We start from the raw sequence: 22,120 nt of genomic DNA, 5'->3' as shown, positions 1-22,120 counted from the left end.
CATAGCCTGTATCCTTTTGGTTGCTGCAGTCCCGCTTTCACTTCAATCTTTTAATTGAAAAATTAAAAGTATTTATGCTCAATCGGGTTTATTTCACGGGGGTTTCTGCTCCTATTTCGCAGCGCCGGCCTGGGGTCGAAAAAATAAATTTATGTAATAGCGAAATATTCTGCATCACTATTAAAAATCAAAGTCATGCAAATATCTAAATACCTACTCATTGTCCCACTATTCTTCATTGCCATTTTTGTAAAAGCACAAATGCCTGTTTTAAAGGTCCAGCAACCCAGTAGCGATGCTGAAAAATCGGCGGTAAAAATGAGCAAACTTAATATCGATGTACAGATTACGGGAAACATTGCCACCACGGTAATGACAATGACTTTCCATAACAATAGCAACAGCATATTAGAGGGAGAACTTACTTTTCCAATGCCTGAAGGCGTTACGGTTAGCCGCTACGCATTAGATATTAATGGCAAAATGCGTGAAGCCGTTCCTGTTGAAAAAGCAAAGGCAACGGAGGTTTTCGAGAGTATTGAAAGGAGACGTGTAGATCCTGGTTTGTTAGAGAAAGTAGAAGGAAATAACTTCCGTACCAGAATTTATCCATTGCCAGCTAACGGAAGTAGAACAATCATCGTAGGTTATGAGGAAGAGCTGAGTTTTAACAAAGGAGCCTCACTTAAATATCATTTACCACTCGATTATAATGAAAAGATTGAAGATTTTTCTCTTAAAACTACAGTTTTTGAAAGTGTGCTCAAACCAGAATTAAGCGAACAGCCCGATGGTAATTTTGACATGCAGGCAAATGGCAATACTTATGTTGGCGAAATCAAAAAAACAAACTATCAACCTAAAAACGGCTTAACCATTAATCTTCCAAAACGAAATGATTTGCCTGAAGTGCAAATGCAAAAAGCTTCAAATGGATATTATTTCTTGGTGAACGTTTTTCCCAACATTGAAATCAGGCCAAGACAATGGGCAAATCAAATTGGTTTGATTTGGGATGTTTCTTTGAGCGGATTACAGCGGGATACTAAAAAAGAGATTGAGCTTTTAGGTTTAATCATCGCCCAAAAACAGAATTTGACAGTTCAATTGGGCTTGCTTAACAATGAATTTAAAAAGGAAGGCTCATATGTAATTGTGAATGGTAACTGGTCTGCCTTAAAGGCAAAACTCGAAAGCCTGGTTTATGATGGCGGGACAAACTTCAGCGCAGTAAACTCGAGATTGCTTCCTGCTGAGGAATATCTTCTTTTCACCGACGGCTTATCAACTTTCGGGAAAAATACCATTGCATTAAATAAACCTGTTCATGGTATCAATAGTGCTTTGAAAGCAGACTATAGCACTTTAAAATACATTAGTTTAAAAACAGGCGGACAATTTATCAATCTGAATGCAACAACTGTAACAAATGCATTTAAACAATTAAGCCAGGAAAATCTGCAGTTTTTAGGGATTAAAAACGCAACGGATATTCGTCAAACCTATCCATCAATGCATGTAAATGTAAACGGACATTTATCTGTAGCCGGGATTTTGAACGGTTTAAATACCGAATTTGTATTGCAATTTGGCTATGGAAATATAGTGGTAGCAGAGCAGGTAGTTCGTTTAAATGCAACGGAACATGCTTTAAGTAGCATAGATGTAAGTCGTGTTTGGGCGCAAAAAAAGATTGCCGAAATGGATATTCAGTATGAGGCGAACAAAGACGACATCAGTTTATTAAGCAAACAATTTGGTATTGTGACACGAAACACCAGCTTAATTGTGTTAGAAAATTTAGATGATTATTTGCGTTACGACATTGCACCGCCAGCAGAATTGCGTCAGGCTTACGATGCCGTTTTAAAACAACGTAGAATGGATATTCAGGAACGTAAAACAAATTTGTTAAACGCTGCGGTAGTGATGACAAAAGATTTAAAGACCTGGTGGAATACCGATTTCTATTACAAAGAACCCGCGAAACATAAGGAGCAATATCCTACACCAGATAACAGAATCGCTCGTGGAGCGCCAGCTCCACCTGTAGTTGTTGCTACTCCTGTTGGAGATGCACAGAGATCGAGACCCCAAGCTACTCAAGCAGCGCCACCAAGGGTTGATGCGGTAAGAATGCCGCCGCCTCCGGTTGCAGCACAGCCGGAAGCAAAGGCAGATGATCGTCAGGCTTTACAAGAAATAATGGTTGTTGGTAATGCGGCACAAGCTAAGCGAATGGAAACGGCGAGTGCAACCACAATAATCAGATCTCAGGCAACTGCAAGCTCCTCTTTACAAGGCCGGGTTGCTGGAGTAAGTGTAACCAACAGTGTGGCTAGGGTTGTAGAAACACAGCCGGCAATCATTATCCCAGAATTTAAAAGTGATAAAGATTACATGAAAAAATTGATAGGCAAACCAGATAGCGCTTATCAATCTTATTTGAAAATGCGCCCAGATTACATCACCACACCCATGTTTTATTTCGATGTGGCCAATTGGTTTTTCCAGCAAAAAGACAGCGTTAGGGCTTTAACAATTTTAAGCAGCATTGCCGATCTGGATCTGGAAAATGCTGATTTATATAAAACCCTTGCCTACAAATTGAAGCAAACCGGCAATTATCAGGAAGAAATTTTTATTACCAGTAAGGTTTTGCAATGGCGCCCGATGGATGCACAAAGTTACCGCGATTACGCATTGGCTTTGGCCGATGCTGGTCAATATCAGATGGCTTTGGATAATTTGTACAAAGTTTTAACGCAAAGTTATAATTCACAAATAGCCGATCGCGACCAGGGCATTGAGGAAATAATCATTCCGGAAATCAATAACCTGATCAGTAAACACGGAGATAAATTAAATATTAGAAAAATAGACAAGCGTTTAATTTCGGCGTTGCCAGTTGATGTTCGTGTCGTGTTAAATTGGAATAAAAATGATACCGATATCGATTTGTGGTTAACAGATCCGACTGGAGAAAAGGGTTATTACGGAAACAACCGGACAAAAATTGGCGGCAGAATTAGTAACGATTTTACATCAGGATATGGCCCAGAGCAGTTTATGATCAAAAAGGCTATAAAAGGGAAATATAAAATAGAGGTGAATTATTATGGCGATAGGCAGATCAACATCAGCGGACCTACAACCGTAACCGCGGAGATTTACACCCGTTATGCAACAGGCAAGCAGCAAAGAAAAGTAATTGTGCTACCAATGGCCGCCGATAATCGAAATGGCAATTTGGTTGGAGAATTTAATTTTTAAAATGGAATTACGGTAGAATTGACCATATAAGGCATTTAAGATTTCATATAAGCTCAGTTGCCATATGTTTTCTTAAATTTCTTATATGGTTTTTCAGGTTTCTTCATTCGAATGCAGTGGAGAAATCTTTAAAAAGAATGGAGAAAGATCTCTCCGTTTCGCTGTGCTTTGGTAGTGATGACGGTTTAACTTATTAAAGCAATAAGCCCGCAACTTCCTCCCATGTATTTACGCGTTCGTATTCAGTAACTAATAAATTATGTGGCGAAGTAAATAACAATGACCTGCCAGGAAAATTGACGAAGTTTTTAATCCTATCGTCAATCATAATATCGGTACTCACAATTTTTTGTCCACAAAAAATAATGTGTTGCCAGTCGATAAAAGGGAAATGGTCTGTTAGCCAATCGTATTTATCTTTTAAGCAGTTTGGAAATTCCATTGCGGCAGAAACAATAAATACATCGTACTTTTCTTGCAACGCTTTAAGTACCCTTTGGCTATCTGGAATAACCTCGAGGTCGCGGAAAAAACCAGGTTCGTTGATGTATTCAAACCATTTTCGTTCCACATCCTTCGGCACATGGTGATAAATTTCATTGCCGGCATCGATTTTCAAATCCAATGGAACATTATAATCGCGGTTGTAAAGCTGAATAAATTTCTTAATCGGATCGGCAATTACCTCATCCATATCAATGGCTATTTTCATAAAGGTAAAGATAAATGAACAAGGATGAAGGAACAAGGATAAAAGATCAAATCCTATTTTAGGCCACCTAATTATCTTCGAGACTTTACTCCTTGTTCTTTAATCATTTTTCAATTTGCAAAGTATCAATTCATTACTTATCTTTGCAGCCCCGCAGCATGTAGCTCCGGGAACTATGTTGAATACATAAATACGAAAAGAAATGGCAACTAAAATCAGATTGCAAAGATTCGGTAAAAAAGGAAAACCTTTTTTCCACGTTGTGGTAGCAGATTCTCGCTCTCCACGTGATGGTAAATTTATTGAGCGTTTAGGTTCATACAACCCAAACACCAATCCTGCTACTATCGAAATTAACTTCGAAAAAACTTTAGCTTGGGTTAACAGTGGTGCACAACCAACTGATACAGCTCGTGCTATTCTATCTTACAAAGGCGTTTTATACAAAAAACACTTAGAAGGTGGTGTTAAAAAAGGTGCTTTAACACAAGAACAAGCTGACGAAAAATTCACTGCTTGGGTTGATGCTAAAGCTGGTAAAATCTCTGGTAAAACAGAAGGTTTAGCTACTTCTAAAGCAGATGTGCGTAAAGCAGCATTAGCAGCAGAAGCTAAGAAAAAAGAAGACAGAGCAGCAGCAATCGCAGCTAAAAATGCACCAGTTGCAGAAGAAGTTGTTGAAGAAGAAACTCCAGCTGCTGAGGCAACTGAAGAAGCTCCTGCAGCAGAAGCTACTAAAGAAGAAGGAGCAGAATAATTTTAATTGTTTTGTTCAAAGAAATAGCGTTTCGAGTTTCGGAACGCTATTTTTATATAAGCGGCTTTTTATTCGGTATCGTCATTACGAGAAACGAAGTAATCTCATTTTTGAAGATGGCGTAAATCAGATTGCCGGCTTACATTAGGCAGTTTTCTTCTGATGAAAACAGGTTCTCAATGACGATAATATATTAGGTTTGGGGTTATGAAACACGAAGAAGCATTTTACGTAGGTTACGTTACAAAAACAAGGGGTTTAAAAGGAGAAGTTCAAATCTTTTTTGAATTTGATGAATACGAGCAGCTTACATTTGATGTCATGTTTGCAGATATGAATGGAAAGCTTGTGCCTTACTTCGTGGCCGATGCGAAGCTACAGGCAAATAAAACGGGTTACTTCAATTTCGATGACGTTAATCATATCGATAAGGCACAACCATTGTTAAAGAAAAAGCTCTATTTGCCGTTAAACCTCATGCCAGAACGTGATGAGAACGAATTCTTCTATACAGACCTCAAGGGTTTTACTGCCGTTGACAAAAGCCTTGGTGAGCTTGGTGAAATTCTGGAGGTAAATGAATATCCCCAACAATTTATTGCCACCGTTTTGTACCAGCAAACTGAAATTCTTTTTCCGCTTAATGAAGATTTTATTGTGGAGATAGATGATGAGAAAAAGATTTTGACCCTGGATTTGCCGGAAGGCTTACTTGATATTTATCTGGAGAATTAATCTCTATCAGATAAACCTTTTTCGTGTATTTTTCGTTTAACAATCATGAAAGGTTTATTCATTTCTTTTTTGATGCTGCTAATCTTTGCAAGCTGTAATCAAACCAAAAAGCCTGAAAATAATTCAGCAGGGGCTGAAGTTATCAAGCAAAAATCCCAGCAAGATTCTATTAATGCTGTTGCTGTTAAAGCACTCAAAGCTTTAAAAGAAAAGAACTACCAGGCATTTGCGTCATATTTTCACCCCATTGATGGCGTTCGTTTTTCTCCTTACGGATTTATCGATCCTACACACAAACATGTTTTAGCGAAAGATTTTTTAGAAGCCATAGATAAAAACTGGACGCTCACCTGGGGCCACTTTGATGGTAGTGGCGAGGCAATAAAGATGAAGGTTAAGCCCTATATAGAAAGGTTTGTTTACAATGCAGACTATTTAAACGCAAAAAGGAAAAGCTATGACGAGTTTATCGGCCAAGGCAATACCATCAATAATTTAAAGGAAAGTTATCCTCAGCTCCATTTTACTGAATACTATTTTAAAGGAAATAACGAAAAATATAAAGGGCTTGACTGGAATAGCCTTCGTTTCGTTTTTAAAAAGCATGAGCAAGCCTATTATCTGGTAGCAGTAATTCACGATCAATGGACGATTTGATTCCCTCTTTCTCCAAAATATCACCTGGATTAGTTTTATGGAATAGCAGATTATAAATTTCGATTAGCAAAATTTGTATAGAAAATGATGATTATGCTACTGGTGATGTGTTTCTGTTAAGCCATTGGATGCAACGCTTATCGCCAAACGCCAAACTATTCTTACCTTTGCTCCATGCGTTTTGATATTATAACGGTTCTTCCGGCTTTGTTAGAAAGCCCTTTTGCACATTCCATTTTGCAGCGTGCTCAAAAAAAAGGTATTGCCGAAATTGTGGTTCATAATCTTCGTGATTATGCGACTAACAAACAAAAGAGTGTAGATGACTATCAGTACGGTGGAGGAAGCGGGATGGTAATGAGTATTGAGCCCTTTGCGGCCTGTATCGAAAAGCTTCAGGCAGAAAGGGAATATGACGAGATCATTTTCATGAGTCCGGATGGGGTTACGCTAAATCAAAGCACAGCCAATGAGCTTTCCATTAAAAAAAATATCATTATTCTGTGTGGCCACTATAAGGGAATAGATCAACGGATCCGCGATATTTTTGTTACCCGTGAGATCTCTGTAGGCGATTACGTATTAAGTGGAGGAGAATTACCTGCGGCAATTGTAGTTGATGCCGTGGTGCGGTTAATTCCCGGTGTTTTGAATGATGAAACTTCTGCCCTTTCTGATAGCTTTCAGGGAGAGTTGCTGGATGCACCTGTTTACACCCGGCCGGCTGATTGGAGAGGCCATAAAGTGCCTGATGTTTTATTGAGCGGACATGAAGCAAAAGTGAATGAATGGAGGCATGAACAGGCATTGGAGCGTACTAAAACCCGCCGTCCTGATCTTTTGGAATAGAAGCATTTAACATGTAACAATGTGGATTTCTAAAAGATTGTGGAAAAAATAAAATTAGTTTTTATAATTAAAAAAAAATCCCTAATATTGCAATCCGAATTTCACGGGTTGAAATATCGATTTAATAGCTTAAAATCATGGATTTAGTAAAATTTGTTGAAGAGCAGGCCATCGCGAAAAAAGATTTTCCTGCGTTCAAGTCTGGCGATACAGTGAGCGTACACTATAAAATTCGCGAAGGTAATAAAGAACGTATTCAAATTTACCAAGGTGTTGTAATTCAACGCAACAGTGCAGGTGCTAACGAAACTTTCACAGTTCGTAAAATTAGTAACAGTATTGGTGTTGAGCGTATTTTCCCTGTTAATTCTCCAAACATCGAGAAGATAGAAGTAAATAGCTATGGTAAAGTTCGTAGAGCGAAATTATTCTACTTACGTGCTTTAACTGGTAAAGCTGCTCGTATCAAATCTTTGAGAAAATAATATTCTTTATTGAAAGATATAGCCTTCACGATTAATTTCGTGGAGGTTTTTTTGTTTATACCTTTACCTATATGTTAGATTCCGCATTTTTCGAACAGGTTTTTTGGGGCAATACCGTAAAAGCCTATTCCCTTTTTGGAGGAATACTTTTGTTCGGTTTGATTTTCAAGCGCATATTTTCCAAATTGTTGAGCAAACTTTTGTTTAGATTGTTCAGAAGTTTCTCTCAACAATCGCACGATGCAGCCTTTGTTTCACTGCTGGTGAAGCCGATCGAAACCTTCATCCTGCTCGCTACACTTTATCTTTCCATTAATCAGCTTAAACACCCATTAGAGGCGGCCGTTTTCCATTACAGCAAATTGGTAGGCAAAACGAAAGAAGTTATTCCGGTAAGCATTGGTGATTGTGTAGACAGGATATTCCTATTCATGATTATCCTGTCGGTTTTCTGGATCATCCTGAGGATTATCGATTTCATCAGTCATGTTTTATTATTTAAAGCCTCACTAACTCAGAATAAATCTGATGATCAATTGGTTCCGTTTCTTAAGGAACTTTTTAAAACGCTGGTGATTTTTATCGGCTTTTTTACTTTGCTGGGCTTTGTTTTCGAGGTGAATGTATTAACACTGATCACAGGTTTAGGTATTGGTGGTATTGCTATTGCGCTTGCTGCTAAGGAGAGTTTAGAAAATTTGATTGGCTCTTTTACCATCTTTTTAGATAAGCCTTTTGTGGTTGGCGATTTGGTTAAGGTTGATGGTGTTGAAGGTACGGTAGAGAAAGTGGGCTTTAGAAGCACCAGAATTCGTACGGCCGAAAAAACGATGGCCACTATCCCTAACCGCGGTATGATTGATGGCGTTTTGGAAAACCTTTCGTTACGTGATTCGAGAAAAGTGAATTTTATAATTGGATTAACTTACGAAACAACTGCAGAATCTGTTAAAAATATTATATCAGAAATCGAGGCATATATCAACCAAAAGCCAGGAACGGTTGATGTACATGCATCTTTTAAAAGCTTTGGTGATTCAGCTTTAAATATTGAAATTAACTATTTCATTACCAACCTTGATTTTAATGAATTTTTAAGAATCAGGCAGGAAATAAATCTTGAAATTATGGATATCGTGATGCGAAATAGATCTGATTTTGCCTATCCAACGCAACGCTTAATTAGCGACAGACCGATTAATAATGATCATGAAAAGGAAGTGGGAAATGATGCAATTGATTAAGCACTGAAATCCAATTAAAATATTTGGTTAAAAGAAAAGCCGATTTGGAAATCCCAAATCGGCTTTTTAATGCGGTATATTGGTGCTTAACTTAAAGTTGCCAGAGTAGTAATTCCACCTTTTACCACCTGATTAAGCTCTACGTTTACTTTTGTTCCAACAGGTAAAAAAACGTCTACTCTTGAGCCGAATTTAATAAACCCGAACTGTTCGGTTTGTTTTACCTGATCTCCTTCTTTAACATACCATACAATTCTACGGGCTAAAGCACCTGCAATTTGGCGGAACAATACAGGCGTTCCATTTGCATGTTGAACTACAGTAGTGGTACGCTCATTTTCAGTAGATGATTTCGGGTTCCAGGCTGCTAAATATTTTCCTGGGTGATATTTGAAAAACTTAACAACACCAGAAATTGGATTACGGTTGATGTGGACGTTTACCGGCGACATAAATATAGAAACCTGTAAGCGCTTGTCTTTAAAATATTCACCTTCTTCTGTTTCTTCAATTACAACTACTTTACCGTCTGCAGGGCAAATTACCAGGTCTTCTCCGGCAGAAAAACTGCGGCTGGGATTACGGAAAAACTGGAGTACAATGATGAATAACGCGGCCGAAAAGATATAAATGAACCAACGCAACCAGGTCATATCGTAATATTTATAATCCACAACAGCGTTGATGACGAAAATAAGTAAAATAGTTATCGCTATGGTGGTATAGCCTTCTTTGTGTATGGTCATTACATTAAAAATTATTGCACAAAGGTGCGAAAAATAAATTAATCAGTCCGAAAAATTATCCTTCAGTCGCCCTGTAAATATCGTTTAAGTTTCTGCCCAGGCCATTGTAATCTAAACCATAGCCAACTACAAATTCATTTGGTATTTCAAAACCAACATAGGCTAACTCTTCCACATCGTATTGCAAAGCGCTGGGTTTTACCAGGAGCGAACTAACTTTAACCGAAGCCGGATTTTTCTCTTTTAACGTTTTAATGATGTGGTTAATGGTTAATCCGGTATCTACAATGTCTTCTACAATAATGATGTCTCTGCCTTCAATATCGTCAGGTAAACCAATAAGTTCTTTTACCTTACCGCTGCTGGATGTTCCTTCATATGAAGCCACACGCATAAAAGCGACTTCGCAAGGCACATCAATCTCTTTTATCAAATCAGCCATAAAAAGAAAACTTCCATTCAGCACGCCAATAAAAAGTGGACATTTCCCTTCATAATCCAAATTAATCTGGATGCCCAGCAGACGAATCCTTTTATTTAAATTATCGTTCTCTAGAAAAATCTCGAATTCCTTATCGTCTACCTTAATTTTGTGCATTTATGTTTTTTGTTGAAATGTTGTAATGTTGTAATTTTGAAATTTTTGACAAGCTTCGGTATATAATTATTTAGTTCTAAAGAGATAAAACATGAAGTGTAAACCGCAAACTGACTACCCGCCTTCTTCCTGCTCTTTTTCCTTTCGCCGTTGTTCTCTCCGTTCCTGTCTAAGCTGTTTTTTAGTTTTTGCGGTATCGGCAGGTTTAGCGGTTACGGTATCTTTTTTATTTCCGCCCCCAAAAATCCTGTCGAATAAATTTTTGTTTTTGTCCTGCATCATTACGGGCGGCATTCCCTCTTCATCATCTTCAAAAACATTGGTGTCAATTTCTACAGTGTCTGGTGCCAGATAACGGCGCAAACCTTCACGCAAACGAACATTATAAAAACCATAACCCGACGTATCTCCAGGAGTTAAGCCTCTTCTCGCCATAATGTTTCCCATAAACCTGAAATAGTTGAACATATAAGGTTTCAAGCTTCCATCGGCCATAAACTTGTACATCGATGCCTTAGGTTTTGGAACAATACTGGCCAGGAACAAGCCATCGCCAATGGTTAAATCTGCTGGCTGCTTTCCGAAATAATACCTCGATGCTTCACCAATACCATAAATGTTTTGACCAAGCTCCATAATATTAAAATATACCTCCAGCATGCGTTGTTTGCTCACTAAATGATTGTGTTCAATGAGCCACACAATTAATATTTCTTCCGCTTTGCGGGCTAAAGTTTTCTGGCGACTTAAATATATATTTTTAACCAGCTGCATGCTGATCGTACTTCCGCCCCGTTTAAATTTCTTCTCCTTGTAATTTACTGCAATCGATTTTCGAATTGATTCTTCCACAAAACCATTGTGGGTATAAAATGATGGATCTTCGGCAGTTAAAACCGCGTTGATGAAATTCTTAGAAATCGCACTTAAAGGAGTAAAATTTGGGTTTGATGGGCCAATGGTGATATCACGCATCGGTTTTCCATACTCATATGGCGTGTAAATAAATGGAGCATTAATTTTTTGAAGATTGGTTTTTCCCCATCTTAAAATCTTGAAATTTACGGGAGTTAAGGTAGAGCTGAATTTTACACTGTCTGGCACTTTGGTGTCCAGATAGAAATTAAGATTGTATTTTACTTTTCCTTCCACTTTCAAACCATCTAATGATTCGAACAAACCTTGAGGGAAACCATCTAAAATCGCCTGCGCATCTTGTTCTTCGGCATTTATTTTAAGCTCGTAAATTTTGTTTTTACCTAACGTGTATTTAACGTATGGATGAATTTGGGCATTTTTAAGATAAGCAGTCGATGAACTGTCCAAAGCAACAAAATTGGGTCCAACTAAAACATCAGCATCAAGTTTTGCACTTTGAACAACAATGTCATTACTCGCTATTCTCGCCTGGTTAAGCAACATATTTTTAACCGACCATGAACCCGATATTTTGTAGTCGTCGCCACTGTATCCCGCATCTTTTAGCTCGGTTTCAAGCGTATCGAAACTTACTTTTGCATGGAGCTTATTATTCAAATAAGGTAATTCCAGTTTTTTTCCATCAGCATAGGCCATAAATTTTAAGCGCTTACTACCTGGGTTTACAAGTCCGTCGACGTGCCAGGTAGATTCACCTTCATTTACATTGATAGTAGATTTTAAATCACCATCATCTATTGTCGCTGTGGTAGCAAAACTCAATTTTGCGGTATCGTGATCGTTGAACTTGAAAACCATATTTTTCATGTCCATATCATCAGGAATTTTATACAAAACCTGGTTCAATAAATTATTGGCAATCTCGGGTAAGTTGGCCTTTCCTTTATTCTCGGTACTGTCTTTTTTCTTTCTTTTAAGGATGAAATCGATATTACTGATCGAATCTTTGAATACTACATTCACAAAGCCATCGCTTAGTTCTACTTCAGCTAGCTTAACGTTTCCAAAAATCAATGGAAATAACTTTACACCAACACTCAATTCACCGATATTGGAAAGCGTGTCTCGATCTTTCGGAACCACCGAAATATTGGTCATTTTTACTGTGCTCATCCCTGCAAAGCCTGCAGATCCAATTTTCACTTCTAAACCATAATCTTTATCGGCTTTTGCAATGGCTTTGGCCACCATTTTTTTTAGCAGCGCTTCCCTTTTACTATAAGCATAAGCGCCAATAGCAAGGAAAGCAATTAAAAAAACACCTAAAATCCACGCTCCAATTTTTAAATATTTTTTACGGATTTTAATTTTCGGTATGCGCATATAGTCGTTAAAATGGTTAATTGCTTAAACGTAACAATTAAATGTTTATTTCGTGTTAAAATTACAGTTTAAAACCCTAAATAAAAGTATTTATGGCTATGTTTTGTTAATTTTGAATTTAAATTAATACCATGCCAATTAGCCCGCAACAAGTTTTAGATGCTTTAAAAAATGTAGAGGATCCCGATCTTAAAAAAGATTTAGTGACGTTAAACATGATTAAGGATTTACATATAGATAACAACCAGGTAAACTTTACACTAGAGCTTACTACGCCTGCTTGCCCGATGAAGGACATGCTGAAAAATGCCTGTACAAATGCCGTTAAGCATTTTGTATCTGCAGATGCTGAAGTAAATATCAATGTAACTTCCAGGGTAACCCAACCAACAAATTCATCTTCACTAGATAACATTAAGAACATCATTTTAGTTTCATCTGGAAAAGGTGGTGTTGGCAAATCTACTGTATCGAGTAATTTGGCGGTAACCCTGGCGAAGGATGGTGCAAAAGTGGGTTTAATAGATGCCGATATTTATGGCCCTTCGGTACCTACCATGTTTGATTTGGTTGATGCCAAACCTGGTGCAGAAGAAACAGCTGATGGAAAAACTAAGATTATCCCGATTGAAAAGTACGGGATAAAGTTGTTATCGCTTGGCTTTTTTGCAGATCCTGGTCAGCCAGTCCCGTGGCGTGGGCCAATGGCTTCTAACGCGGTAAAACAATTATTTAACGACACCAATTGGGGTGAACTGGATTATCTAATTGTCGATCTTCCACCGGGCACCGGCGATATTCACATCACCATTACCCAAAGCTTCCCAATTTCTGGAGCTGTTGTGGTGACTACGCCGCAGCAAGTAGCCTTGGCTGATACCCATAAAGGTTTGGCCATGTTCCGTATGCCAGGAATTAATATCCCTATTTTAGGAGTGGTAGAAAACATGTCGTACTTTACGCCAGAAGAATTGCCTGATAACAAATACTATATTTTTGGAAAAGGTGGAGGAACTATTTTAGCAGAGCGATTTGATGTTCCATTTTTAGGTGAAATTCCGATAATACAGAGCATTGCTGAGGCCGGAGACAATGGTAAGCCGGTAGTGCTAAACCAAAATCCGCTTTTGGATGTTATCTTTGGAGATATTGCAAGCAAAATTGCGCAGCAGATATCCATTAATAATGCACAAATGGCTAATTGCTAAAAAATTACTATTTTTATATTTTAAAATACACATAATGAATTTAACAGAGCAAGTAGAACAGGCATTAGAAACTATCAGACCCTATTTGAAGGCTGATGGAGGGGATGTTTCTGTTGAAGAAATTACATCAGAAGGAATGGTAAAGCTTAAACTTTTAGGCAGCTGCGGTTCTTGTCCGATGAGTTTCATGACTATGAAATCGGGCATTGAACAGGCAATTATGAAAGCCGTACCTCAAATTACTTCAGTAGTGGCCGTTAACATGGCAGAGCAAGTTTAGCTTTAACAATATTTAACAAGGAAGTTTTATTTTTTAAAATTACTTTTGTCTTAATGAGATATTGTATTGCCCTAATTTGCCTTCTTTTTTCTACCGCTGCTTTTTCACAACAAAGATCAGCAGAAGAAAAACTTATACAATTTTCTGGGATCATTACTGATATCGATAGTACAAACGTAATTCCTTACGTTACCATTACCAATCTTTCTGCAAATGGTAAACGTGTAGCCGCCGATTATAGGGGTTATTTTACTTTTATTGTTAATCCTGGTGATACCATTCTTTTTACGGCCATAGGTTATAAAAAATTCTCAACAGTTATACCAACCGGAACACCTGATAGTAAGTACACGATTATGGTTAAGCTGAAAGCTAATGTAATCGATTTGCCTTCGGTAAGGGTTTTTCCATGGGCTACTACGGAAGAGTTTACCCGCGAGTTTCTATCCATGAAATTAGCGGATGATGATATGGCGATAGCGAAGAAAAACCTCTCCAGATCATCGATTAATGGCTTAATTCAAACGCTACCGCGTGATGGACAGGAAATCGGAAGTCAGAATTATCGTTATAATTTTGACAGGATGATTAACAAGAACATGGTGCAAACCAACCCTCTTTTAAATCCTTTTGCCTGGGGTAAGCTGATGCAGCAAATCTTCGATGGGGATAAGAAAAGAAATGAAAATTAAGTCGGGAGTTTTTAGTGTCTGAGTCAAAAAGTCCTAGATGCCTAACTTAGCCATGGGCACAAAAAAAGGGATAACGTTTCCGTTTTCCCTCCAAAATCTTCCGGTAAAAACCTATCGTTTTTTACTTTTATTCGGAAACTTCATTTTATAATCTGTTTTGATGTTTCCTTTTGAAATGGCATCTAATTTACTCTTTAACATTGTTTTACGTAAAATGCTAACTTTATCGGTAAAGAGTTTACCTTCGATATGATCGTACTCATGTTGAATTACCCGAGCAGGTAAGCCATCAACATCTTCAGTATGTTCTACCCAGTTTTCATCAAAATAATTCACTTTAATGTTGGGTTTGCGCATAATGTTTTCCCGAATATCCGGAATGCTTAAACAACCTTCATTAAAGCTCCAGGGTTCTCCGGTTTCTTCTACAATCCTGGCATTTATAAATACTCTTTTATAGCCTGGCGTTCCATCTTCCTCTTCCCCTGTATCCACTATAAATAAACGAATGGGTAAGCCAATTTGGGGTGCAGCCAAACCAACGCCATTTGCATAGTACATGGTATCAAACATGTTTGCAATCAACTCTTTTAATTCAGGGTAATCTTCATCAATATCGGTTCCTACCTTTTTTAAAACAGGATCTCCGTAAGCTACTATTGGTAATTTCATTGTGTAATATATTTTTTCAGACAATAAGCCTGAGACTAAATTCCAAAGGTTTGTCAGTCTGAGCCTGTCGAAGACTCTCCGATTGCTCCTTCGACGAGCTCAGGATGACAATCTACCACTTTACAAAAATAGCAATTATTCCAGTATCGGACTGAATGTAAAAATATTCAATTGCTCTGGTGCTAAAACGTCATCTACAATTTGAGCCATTTCTGTCGTGCTCACTTTATTAATTCGCTCAAAAACCTGCGCCAACGAATCAATTCTATCATGATCAATCAGGCTTTTTGCCATTGAAATAATTAAGCCGATCCTGTTCTCTTCACTTAAAGCAATCTGGCCGATAAATTTATTTTTTGCTTTTTGTAACTGCAACTCATTCAAAGGGTGATCCTTTAACTTTTTCATCTCTTTAAAAATTAAAGTTAATGCCTTCGTATGTTTTTCTTTATCCGTACCGAAATAGATCGAAAAAATTCCGGTATCGCTTAGCGGCGAAAAATTAGATTCGATGGTGTAGGCAATGCCGTATTTTTCTCTGATTTGAAGATTCAACACCGAACTCATTCCGTTGCCCCCGAAATAGTTATTCAGTAACATTAAACCTGCCTTATTTTTGTGGTGAGTGGAATACGTTTGCCCACCAACAATACAATGCGATTGCATAATAGGCTTATAAATGTCGGTCGAAGTCGGATTTAAAATAGCAGGTTTTTTTCGGTTTAGCGAAGGGGAGTTTTCTTCTACATCACTAAAATATTTTGTGCCCTTTTTTACCACGCTATTAAAACTGTAATCGCCCAAAACAGCTACTGCAATTTCATTTGTTCGATAATTTGCTTTGCGGAAATTGATCACATCCTCACGGGTAAAATTGCTTACGCTTTCTACGGTGCCGAGGATGTTATTACCCAAAGCATTTCCTGCAAAAAGCATGTCTTCAAAATCATCATTAATGGCTTCTTCCGGTTGATCGAGATAAGAAGCAATTTCATCAAGAATTACGCTTTTTTCTTTATCCATTTCTTCCTCAGGGAAAGTAGAATGGAAAATGATATCGTTAAAAAGATCAAGGGTTCGATCTAAATAAGGATTCAAAAATGAAGCATGGATGCAGGTATATTCTTTGGTTGTATAGGCATTTAAATCTGCGCCCACACTTTCCAAACGGTTTAAAATCTGATTCGTACTGCGTTTCTCTGTTCGCTTAAAAATTAAATGTTCGATAAAATGGGCCAAACCTGCTTTGCCTTCGGGTTCATCACGAGAACCGGTATTGATAATGATGCAGGCATGAGATATAGTAGAAGCCGAGGGCACATGCAACAAGCGGATGCCGTTCGGTAAAGTATGAACATTGTATTCCATTGGCGGGCAAAGATACGGCTATTTGGTTACAAAGCCTCGGTATCTGGGTATTGCAATTGTAAAGCAGAAATCAATTTATCTTTAGTAGGATGCTTCAAGGCCAGAAAAATAAAATTTGCAGCGGCGAACAGCAGGAAAAAAGAATTGTGTGTAATGAAGAAGCCGACAACATTAAAAAGTGCCCCTCCTTCTAAAAGAGCAGCGCTAATGATAAAGGCACTTTGAAACAAATTGATTTTCGTTTCTGCTTTTTCCGTTTTATCAATTTTAGCGATCAGGTTTTTAAAGAAAAAAATGCTTGCTGAAATGGTGATCAGCCCCATAATTGGGAAAATCGGGTTGAATGGTGCGGTAGTTGCTGGGTTAGCATCAAAAAACATGATTTCGCGGTTTAAAAAAATTGTTACTAAAACGAAAAGTAAAACGCCGCTGCATAAAGCAAGGTGAATAATTTGGAGTGTTTTTAATTTGGTATTCATTATGGATTTATAATATGTAGGATTAGATAGATTGTCATATTGAGCCTGTCGAAACACTATCTTGATGTTCTTCGACAGGCCCAGAATGACAACGAAGATGAAATTATTTAGTGATACCTTCCAACGAAAATAAAAATGCCCATCTCAAAGCTACGTCTTTCAAATAATCGAACCGGCCTGATGCGCCTCCATGTCCAAATTCCATATTGGTTTTTAGCAACAGAACGTTTTTATCCGTTTTGTTTGCCCTAAGCTTGGCTACCCATTTTGCAGGCTCAAAATATTGAACCTGGCTATCGTGTAAACCCGTGGTAACAAGCATATTTGGGTAGGCTTTTTTCTCTACATTTTCATACGGCGAGTAGCTTTTCATATAATCGTAGGCATCCTTTTTCTTTGGATTTCCCCACTCATCGAATTCATTTGTAGTTAATGGAATGCTTTCATCGAGCATGGTATTTACCACATCAACAAAAGGAACATCTGCAATAACACCGTTCCATAAATCTGGAGCCAAATTTACAACTGCACCCATTAACAACCCACCAGCACTGCCACCATTGGCATACAAATGCGCTTTCGAAGTGTAATTTTGTTCCACCAGGTATTCTCCGGCAGCAATAAAATCGGTAAAAGTATTTTTCTTTTTCATCAATTTACCATCCTCATACCACTGGCGCCCCATTTCTTGTCCGCCACGAATATTTGCAATGGCAAACGCGAAACCACGATCAAGCAAACTTAAACGCTGGGACGAAAACGACGCCTCGGTACTCGAACCGTAAGAGCCGTAAGAATAAAGCAGCAACGGCGCTTTCCCGTTTTTATCAAAGCCTTTCTTATAAACGATGGCAATAGGAATTTTGGTTCCGTCTTTAGCCTTGGCAAACAAACGTTCGGTAACGTAATTTTTTGGATCGTAGCCACCCACAACCTCCTGTTGCTTCATTAACTTTTTTTCTTTTTTCTGCAAATCATAATCATAAACAGAATTCGGCGTAGTTAAAGAAGTGTAGTTGTATTGAAGCGTTTTGCCGGTATATTCGGGGTTCGATCCAATGCCTGCTGCATAGACTGGCTCGTCAAATTTGATGTAATAATCTTTGCCGTCTGTCTTCAATACATGCATTTCGGTTAAACCGTTTTTGCGTTCAGATAGCACTAAGAAATCCTTAAATTCATCACCATATTCTAACAAAACATCTTTCCGGTTTGGAATCACTTCTTTCCAGTTTTCTTTTTCCGTCTTATCTAAATCGCATTCCATCAGGCGAAAATTCTTTGCATTCCAATTGGTAATGATGTAGAATTTATCATCAATAGGCAAAACATCGTATAGCACATCTTTAGATCGTGGCGAGAAAATTTTAAAAGCAGCCTTTGGATGATCAGCATCAATCATTCTAAATTCATTCGTAAGTGTCCCTGCAGATGAAATCATAATGTAACGACCGTTTTTCGATTTTCCTACGCCGATATAATTGGTATTGTCTTTCTCATCATAAACTACCATATCAGCCTTTTCATCCGTTCCAAGCACATGTTTTTTGATTTTTTCGCTCAGCAACGTGACCGCATTTTTCGAAGTATAAAACAATGTTTTATTATCATTAGCCCAGGCTACCCCACCCTCCGTATTTGCAATCGCATCCTTATAAATTTCTCCGGTTTCGAGGTTTTTAACCTGAATGGTGTATTGCCTACGCGAAACCTTATCTACACCAAAAGCCAGTAATTTATTATCAGGACTCACACTAAAACCGGTTGCGCTATAATATGAGTGTCCTTTTGCCAATGCATCAACATCTAGTAAAACCTCTTCTGTTGCGCTTAAACTTCCCTTCTTCCTGCAATATTTATAATACTGCCGGCCATCTTCGGTCCGCGTATAGTAGAAATACCCATTCCTAAAAACCGGAACTGATTCGTCTTTTTCCTTAATCCTACCCTTCATTTCCTTAAACAAATCAGCCTGAAACTTTTCGGTACCCTTCATCATGGTTTCCAGGTAAGCATTCTCGGCTTTCAAATAATCGACAACCTTTGTACTGTCTGGTCCTTTTTTAAAATAATCAATCATCCAGTAGTAATTATCTACCACGGTATCGCCATGAATAACTCTTTTATGTGGAATAATCTCTGCAACAGGCGGTTTGGCATCAGGCCATTTTATAGGTTTCATTTCTTTTTGTTTGGGATTGTTGCATGCTACAACTGTACTCAGTAAAAGCATGCCGGGTAAAATACGTTTCATCATGTTGGTTTGGTTCAGGTTGATGCAATTTAACGATTTTTTAGGTTAGATTTTGATCTGAAAAAGAACGGTCTGGTTTTTCATGGAGGAATGCAGTCCCGCCATCCGCTCTTTGGTTAGATTAATTAACCACAGATAAAAAGGATACACACATATAAAAGCGGTTTAAAAACCAAAATCTGTGTTTATCTGCCTGCATCTGTGGTTAAAACCCCACCCAACTATTATCATTTTCGCAAAAATCTGCCCTGATCTTAATATTCATTCCAATTGAAAAAAATAGATGCTAAATTGCCACATCAATTTTCTAAAATGCCCTCCCTCCTGGGGAGGGTTGGGAGGGGCTAATGAAATTAGGGTACAAAAAAATTATTGTTAAAGTAGGTTCCAATGTCATCACGCAGGCGAATGGCTTACCTGATGAATCTCGAATTCAGCATTTGGTAAACCAATTGGCCGAGATAAAACAACAAGGGATCGAAGTTATTCTGGTTTCATCGGGTGCAGTGGCTTCTGGCAGAAGTTTAATTAAGGTTTCAGAGAAGCAAGATGCCGTTACTACCCGCCAACTTTTAGCGGCCATTGGTCAGGTAAAACTGATCAATACTTACGCCAATTTCTTCGATCCGCATAAAATAAAATGTGCCCAGGTTTTAGTAACCAAAGAAGATTTTAGAGATAGGGCGCATTACCTCAACATGAAAAACTGCCTGCAAATTTTGCTGCAAAATGACGTAATCCCTGTTGTAAATGAGAACGATGTGGTTTCAGTTACCGAACTTATGTTTACAGATAATGATGAATTGGCAGGTTTAATTGCTTCAATGTTAAATGCCGATGCCTTGATTATTCTTTCGAATGTAAATGGAATTTATAATGGCGACCCGAAACTTGCAGGATCAGAAGTGATAGAAGAAATTACTGGTTCGGTTTCAAATTTGGCCTCTTTCATTCAAACAGGAAAGTCGCAGTTTGGCCGGGGCGGAATGGTTACCAAATCGACCATGGCACAAAAAGTGGCGAAACTTGGTATTGCGGTTCACATTGCAAACGGAACAACTGATCATGTTTTAACAGGCCTACTTAACAATGAAATTGTACATACCCGATTCGTTCCAGAGAAGACAAAATCAGGAAAGAAAAAATGGATTGCACATTCTGAAACTGCTGCAAAAGGAGTGGTTAAATTAAATGATGGGGCAAAAAATGTATTAACCTCTGGCAAGGCTACAAGTTTGTTGCCCATCGGGATTATGGAAATACAAACTGATTTTTTAAAGGGCGATATTATTAAAATTATCGATGAGCAAAATCAGCTCATCGGTTTAGGAATTGCAGAATACGGTTCGGATAAGGCAAAAGAAAGAATCGGACAGAAAAAACAAAAGCCGCTGGTGCATTATGATTATTTTTACTCAGCTATTTAAGTCATCAGAAGTTTTATATACCATCGTCATTGCGAGGTACGAAGCAATCTGAAAGTTTAACTATAATTTACAATATCTGGTCATTATACTAATAAAATGAACTACAAACATTACTTCGAAAAGGCAAAATACGCAACCCGCACAATGGTTGGATTGAGTAAAGAAATCATTAATGAAGTGTTGGCCGATTTAGCTGAGGCATTGGTTTTAAATACGGTTGAAATCATTGCCGAAAATGCAAAAGATTTGACCAGGATGCCTGCTGAAGATCCTAAATACGACAGACTAAAACTGACTGATCAGCGCATCGCAGATATTGGAAATGATATTAAAAGTGTTATCGCATTAGGGAGCCCTCTCGGTGAAATTCTTTCAGATAAGACATTAGAAAATAAACTTCAAATTCAAAAAGTTCGGGTGGCGCTTGGCGTGATCGGCGTAATTTACGAGGCTCGGCCGAACGTTACCGCAGATGTATTTTCGCTTTGCTTTAAAACGGGTAACGTAGCTGTTTTAAAAGGAGGAAGTGATGCTGAATTTTCCAATTTAGCCATTGCTAAAATAATTCATAGCGTTTTAGCCAAGCATGAAATAAATGCTGATGTTTTAACCTTATTACCCGCTGAACGGGCAGCAACCGAAGCGTTGCTGAATGCCAGAGGTTTCGTTGATGTACTCATTCCCCGTGGAAGCCAGTCGTTGATTAATTACGTTCGCGAAAATAGCAAAATTCCAGTTATAGAAACTGGCGCAGGGATTGTGCATACCTATTTTGATGAATCGGGCGATTTGGATAAAGGCAAAGCTATTATTTTCAACGCTAAAACAAGACGGGTTAGCGTTTGCAATTCGTTAGATTGTGTGTTAATTAACCAAAAGAGATTAGCAGATTTACCAGCACTTTTATCGCCTTTGGCCGATGGGCAAGTGGAAATTTTTGCTGATGAGCAAAGCTATGAAATCCTTAAATCTACTTATCCTGAAGCACTTTTAAACCAAGCCACCGAAGAACATTTTGGAACGGAGTTTCTGTCTTTAAAAATTGCAATTAAAACAGTTGATGATTTTGATGCGGCATTAAACCACATTGCCGATTACAGTTCAAAACACAGTGAAGCGATTATCTCTGAAGATTCCGAAAATATCACTAGATTTTTAAATGAGGTCGATGCGGCTGCCGTTTATGCCAATGCTTCAACAGGGTTTACAGATGGTGGGCAATTTGGTTTAGGCGCCGAAATTGGCATCAGTACACAAAAACTTCATGCCCGTGGACCAATGGCATTGGAGGAATTGACGAGTTATAAATGGGTGGTTCGTGGTGATGGGCAAGTGAGGAAGTAAGCTCTTTTGCTGTCATTCTGAGCGCAGCAAAGAATCTGAAAGCGATGGAAAACTGACACACCATCATTGCTCGGGCAG

At 38.2% G+C, this 22,120-nt stretch carries 20 protein-coding genes; 12 read left to right on the top strand and 8 right to left on the bottom strand.

Annotation, left to right across the window (positions count from 1 at the left end; translation table 11 throughout):
* The first annotated feature begins 195 nt into the window (after positions 1 to 195).
* The gene (locus ASE92_RS13095; protein ID WP_082455061.1) at positions 196 to 3,273 is read left to right on the top strand and encodes a VIT domain-containing protein; all 3,078 of its coding nucleotides are present in this window, start codon (positions 196 to 198) and stop codon (positions 3,271 to 3,273) included.
* Between the two features lie 193 nt (positions 3,274 to 3,466).
* On the opposite strand, the gene ASE92_RS13090 is transcribed toward ASE92_RS13095, so the two are convergent.
* Positions 3,467 to 3,985 (bottom strand): 5'(3')-deoxyribonucleotidase, encoded by a 519-nt coding sequence (locus ASE92_RS13090; protein ID WP_235527371.1) that lies wholly within the window; start codon positions 3,983 to 3,985, stop codon positions 3,467 to 3,469.
* 202 nt (positions 3,986 to 4,187) lie between these two features.
* Between ASE92_RS13090 and ASE92_RS13085 the strand changes: the two genes are divergently transcribed.
* The 6 genes from ASE92_RS13085 to ASE92_RS13060 all read left to right on the top strand — a co-directional run bounded on the left by ASE92_RS13085 (position 4,188) and on the right by ASE92_RS13060 (position 8,712).
* On the top strand, positions 4,188 to 4,742 hold the full coding sequence (locus ASE92_RS13085; protein WP_056850560.1) for a 30S ribosomal protein S16: 555 nt from the start codon (positions 4,188 to 4,190) through the stop codon (positions 4,740 to 4,742).
* 207 nt (positions 4,743 to 4,949) lie between these two features.
* A complete protein-coding gene (gene rimM / locus ASE92_RS13080) occupies positions 4,950 to 5,477 on the top strand; it encodes a ribosome maturation factor RimM (RefSeq protein ID WP_056850559.1) in 528 nt (175 codons plus the stop codon).
* Between the two features lie 45 nt (positions 5,478 to 5,522).
* Complete coding sequence (locus tag ASE92_RS13075) at positions 5,523 to 6,134, top strand: hypothetical protein (RefSeq protein ID WP_056850558.1); 612 nt, start codon at positions 5,523 to 5,525, stop codon at positions 6,132 to 6,134.
* Positions 6,135 to 6,308: 174 nt separating this feature from the next.
* Positions 6,309 to 6,983: a tRNA (guanosine(37)-N1)-methyltransferase TrmD gene (gene trmD / locus ASE92_RS13070; RefSeq protein WP_056850557.1), complete on the top strand. Its 675-nt coding sequence runs from the start codon at positions 6,309 to 6,311 to the stop codon at positions 6,981 to 6,983.
* Positions 6,984 to 7,120: 137 nt separating this feature from the next.
* A complete protein-coding gene (gene rplS / locus ASE92_RS13065) occupies positions 7,121 to 7,468 on the top strand; it encodes a 50S ribosomal protein L19 (protein ID WP_056850556.1) in 348 nt (115 codons plus the stop codon).
* Positions 7,469 to 7,539: 71 nt separating this feature from the next.
* Positions 7,540 to 8,712 carry a mechanosensitive ion channel family protein gene (locus tag ASE92_RS13060; RefSeq protein WP_056850555.1) on the top strand — a complete coding sequence of 391 codons (1,173 nt, stop codon included), beginning with the start codon at positions 7,540 to 7,542 and terminating at the stop codon, positions 8,710 to 8,712.
* 86 nt (positions 8,713 to 8,798) lie between these two features.
* Here ASE92_RS13060 and ASE92_RS13055 read toward each other — a convergent pair whose 3' ends face one another.
* From ASE92_RS13055 to ASE92_RS13045, 3 genes are all read right to left on the bottom strand, one after another.
* Complete coding sequence (locus ASE92_RS13055; protein ID WP_056850554.1) at positions 8,799 to 9,458, bottom strand: phosphatidylserine decarboxylase family protein; 660 nt, start codon at positions 9,456 to 9,458, stop codon at positions 8,799 to 8,801.
* A 55-nt stretch (positions 9,459 to 9,513) separates the two neighbouring features.
* A complete protein-coding gene (gene hpt, locus ASE92_RS13050) occupies positions 9,514 to 10,056 on the bottom strand; it encodes a hypoxanthine phosphoribosyltransferase (RefSeq protein WP_056850553.1) in 543 nt (180 codons plus the stop codon).
* A 114-nt stretch (positions 10,057 to 10,170) separates the two neighbouring features.
* Positions 10,171 to 12,318, bottom strand: a complete 2,148-nt coding sequence (locus tag ASE92_RS13045; protein ID WP_056850552.1) for a transglycosylase domain-containing protein — start codon at positions 12,316 to 12,318, stop codon at positions 10,171 to 10,173.
* A 131-nt stretch (positions 12,319 to 12,449) separates the two neighbouring features.
* On the opposite strand from ASE92_RS13045, the gene ASE92_RS13040 reads away from it, so the two are divergent.
* The 3 genes from ASE92_RS13040 to ASE92_RS13030 are packed head-to-tail and all read left to right on the top strand — an operon-like array spanning position 12,450 to position 14,498.
* Positions 12,450 to 13,526: an Mrp/NBP35 family ATP-binding protein gene (locus ASE92_RS13040; RefSeq protein WP_056850551.1), complete on the top strand. Its 1,077-nt coding sequence runs from the start codon at positions 12,450 to 12,452 to the stop codon at positions 13,524 to 13,526.
* 34 nt (positions 13,527 to 13,560) lie between these two features.
* Positions 13,561 to 13,806 (top strand): NifU family protein, encoded by a 246-nt coding sequence (locus tag ASE92_RS13035; protein ID WP_056850550.1) that lies wholly within the window; start codon positions 13,561 to 13,563, stop codon positions 13,804 to 13,806.
* A gap of 53 nt (positions 13,807 to 13,859) precedes the next feature.
* Positions 13,860 to 14,498 (top strand): hypothetical protein, encoded by a 639-nt coding sequence (locus tag ASE92_RS13030; RefSeq protein ID WP_056850549.1) that lies wholly within the window; start codon positions 13,860 to 13,862, stop codon positions 14,496 to 14,498.
* A gap of 111 nt (positions 14,499 to 14,609) precedes the next feature.
* On the opposite strand, the gene def is transcribed toward ASE92_RS13030, so the two are convergent.
* The 4 genes from def to ASE92_RS13010 form a co-directional block, all read right to left on the bottom strand.
* Positions 14,610 to 15,170: a peptide deformylase gene (gene def, locus ASE92_RS13025; RefSeq protein WP_056850548.1), complete on the bottom strand. Its 561-nt coding sequence runs from the start codon at positions 15,168 to 15,170 to the stop codon at positions 14,610 to 14,612.
* Positions 15,171 to 15,305: 135 nt separating this feature from the next.
* Positions 15,306 to 16,538, bottom strand: coding sequence for a pitrilysin family protein (locus ASE92_RS13020; RefSeq protein WP_056850547.1), 1,233 nt, complete (start codon positions 16,536 to 16,538; stop codon positions 15,306 to 15,308).
* Positions 16,539 to 16,564: 26 nt separating this feature from the next.
* A complete protein-coding gene (locus ASE92_RS13015) occupies positions 16,565 to 17,017 on the bottom strand; it encodes a hypothetical protein (RefSeq protein ID WP_056850546.1) in 453 nt (150 codons plus the stop codon).
* A gap of 103 nt (positions 17,018 to 17,120) precedes the next feature.
* Positions 17,121 to 19,199, bottom strand: coding sequence for a S9 family peptidase (locus ASE92_RS13010; protein ID WP_235527370.1), 2,079 nt, complete (start codon positions 19,197 to 19,199; stop codon positions 17,121 to 17,123).
* A 419-nt stretch (positions 19,200 to 19,618) separates the two neighbouring features.
* On the opposite strand from ASE92_RS13010, the gene proB reads away from it, so the two are divergent.
* Positions 19,619 to 20,698, top strand: coding sequence for a glutamate 5-kinase (gene proB / locus ASE92_RS13005; protein WP_056850545.1), 1,080 nt, complete (start codon positions 19,619 to 19,621; stop codon positions 20,696 to 20,698).
* A 96-nt stretch (positions 20,699 to 20,794) separates the two neighbouring features.
* A complete protein-coding gene (locus tag ASE92_RS13000) occupies positions 20,795 to 22,042 on the top strand; it encodes a glutamate-5-semialdehyde dehydrogenase (protein WP_056850544.1) in 1,248 nt (415 codons plus the stop codon).
* Positions 22,043 to 22,120 lie beyond the last annotated feature (78 nt).

The sequence above is a fragment of the Pedobacter sp. Leaf41 genome, assembly GCF_001422545.1.
GTDB lineage: Bacteria > Bacteroidota > Bacteroidia > Sphingobacteriales > Sphingobacteriaceae > Pedobacter.
This window is presented reverse-complemented; position numbering and strand designations above follow the sequence as displayed.

What these genes read in the sequence shown, in the direction of transcription:
- ASE92_RS13095 (WP_082455061.1), top strand. Translation starts at nt 196, where the DNA reads ATGCAAATATCTAAATACCTACTCATTGTCCCACTATTCTTCATTGCC.
- ASE92_RS13090 (WP_235527371.1), bottom strand. Translation starts at nt 3,985, where the DNA reads ATGAAAATAGCCATTGATATGGATGAGGTAATTGCCGATCCGATTAAG.
- ASE92_RS13085 (WP_056850560.1), top strand. Translation starts at nt 4,188, where the DNA reads ATGGCAACTAAAATCAGATTGCAAAGATTCGGTAAAAAAGGAAAACCT.
- rimM (WP_056850559.1), top strand. Translation starts at nt 4,950, where the DNA reads ATGAAACACGAAGAAGCATTTTACGTAGGTTACGTTACAAAAACAAGG.
- ASE92_RS13075 (WP_056850558.1), top strand. Translation starts at nt 5,523, where the DNA reads ATGAAAGGTTTATTCATTTCTTTTTTGATGCTGCTAATCTTTGCAAGC.
- trmD (WP_056850557.1), top strand. Translation starts at nt 6,309, where the DNA reads ATGCGTTTTGATATTATAACGGTTCTTCCGGCTTTGTTAGAAAGCCCT.
- rplS (WP_056850556.1), top strand. Translation starts at nt 7,121, where the DNA reads ATGGATTTAGTAAAATTTGTTGAAGAGCAGGCCATCGCGAAAAAAGAT.
- ASE92_RS13060 (WP_056850555.1), top strand. Translation starts at nt 7,540, where the DNA reads ATGTTAGATTCCGCATTTTTCGAACAGGTTTTTTGGGGCAATACCGTA.
- ASE92_RS13055 (WP_056850554.1), bottom strand. Translation starts at nt 9,458, where the DNA reads ATGACCATACACAAAGAAGGCTATACCACCATAGCGATAACTATTTTA.
- hpt (WP_056850553.1), bottom strand. Translation starts at nt 10,056, where the DNA reads ATGCACAAAATTAAGGTAGACGATAAGGAATTCGAGATTTTTCTAGAG.
- ASE92_RS13045 (WP_056850552.1), bottom strand. Translation starts at nt 12,318, where the DNA reads ATGCGCATACCGAAAATTAAAATCCGTAAAAAATATTTAAAAATTGGA.
- ASE92_RS13040 (WP_056850551.1), top strand. Translation starts at nt 12,450, where the DNA reads ATGCCAATTAGCCCGCAACAAGTTTTAGATGCTTTAAAAAATGTAGAG.
- ASE92_RS13035 (WP_056850550.1), top strand. Translation starts at nt 13,561, where the DNA reads ATGAATTTAACAGAGCAAGTAGAACAGGCATTAGAAACTATCAGACCC.
- ASE92_RS13030 (WP_056850549.1), top strand. Translation starts at nt 13,860, where the DNA reads ATGAGATATTGTATTGCCCTAATTTGCCTTCTTTTTTCTACCGCTGCT.
- def (WP_056850548.1), bottom strand. Translation starts at nt 15,170, where the DNA reads ATGAAATTACCAATAGTAGCTTACGGAGATCCTGTTTTAAAAAAGGTA.
- ASE92_RS13020 (WP_056850547.1), bottom strand. Translation starts at nt 16,538, where the DNA reads ATGGAATACAATGTTCATACTTTACCGAACGGCATCCGCTTGTTGCAT.
- ASE92_RS13015 (WP_056850546.1), bottom strand. Translation starts at nt 17,017, where the DNA reads ATGAATACCAAATTAAAAACACTCCAAATTATTCACCTTGCTTTATGC.
- ASE92_RS13010 (WP_235527370.1), bottom strand. Translation starts at nt 19,199, where the DNA reads ATGAAACCTATAAAATGGCCTGATGCCAAACCGCCTGTTGCAGAGATT.
- proB (WP_056850545.1), top strand. Translation starts at nt 19,619, where the DNA reads ATGAAATTAGGGTACAAAAAAATTATTGTTAAAGTAGGTTCCAATGTC.
- ASE92_RS13000 (WP_056850544.1), top strand. Translation starts at nt 20,795, where the DNA reads ATGAACTACAAACATTACTTCGAAAAGGCAAAATACGCAACCCGCACA.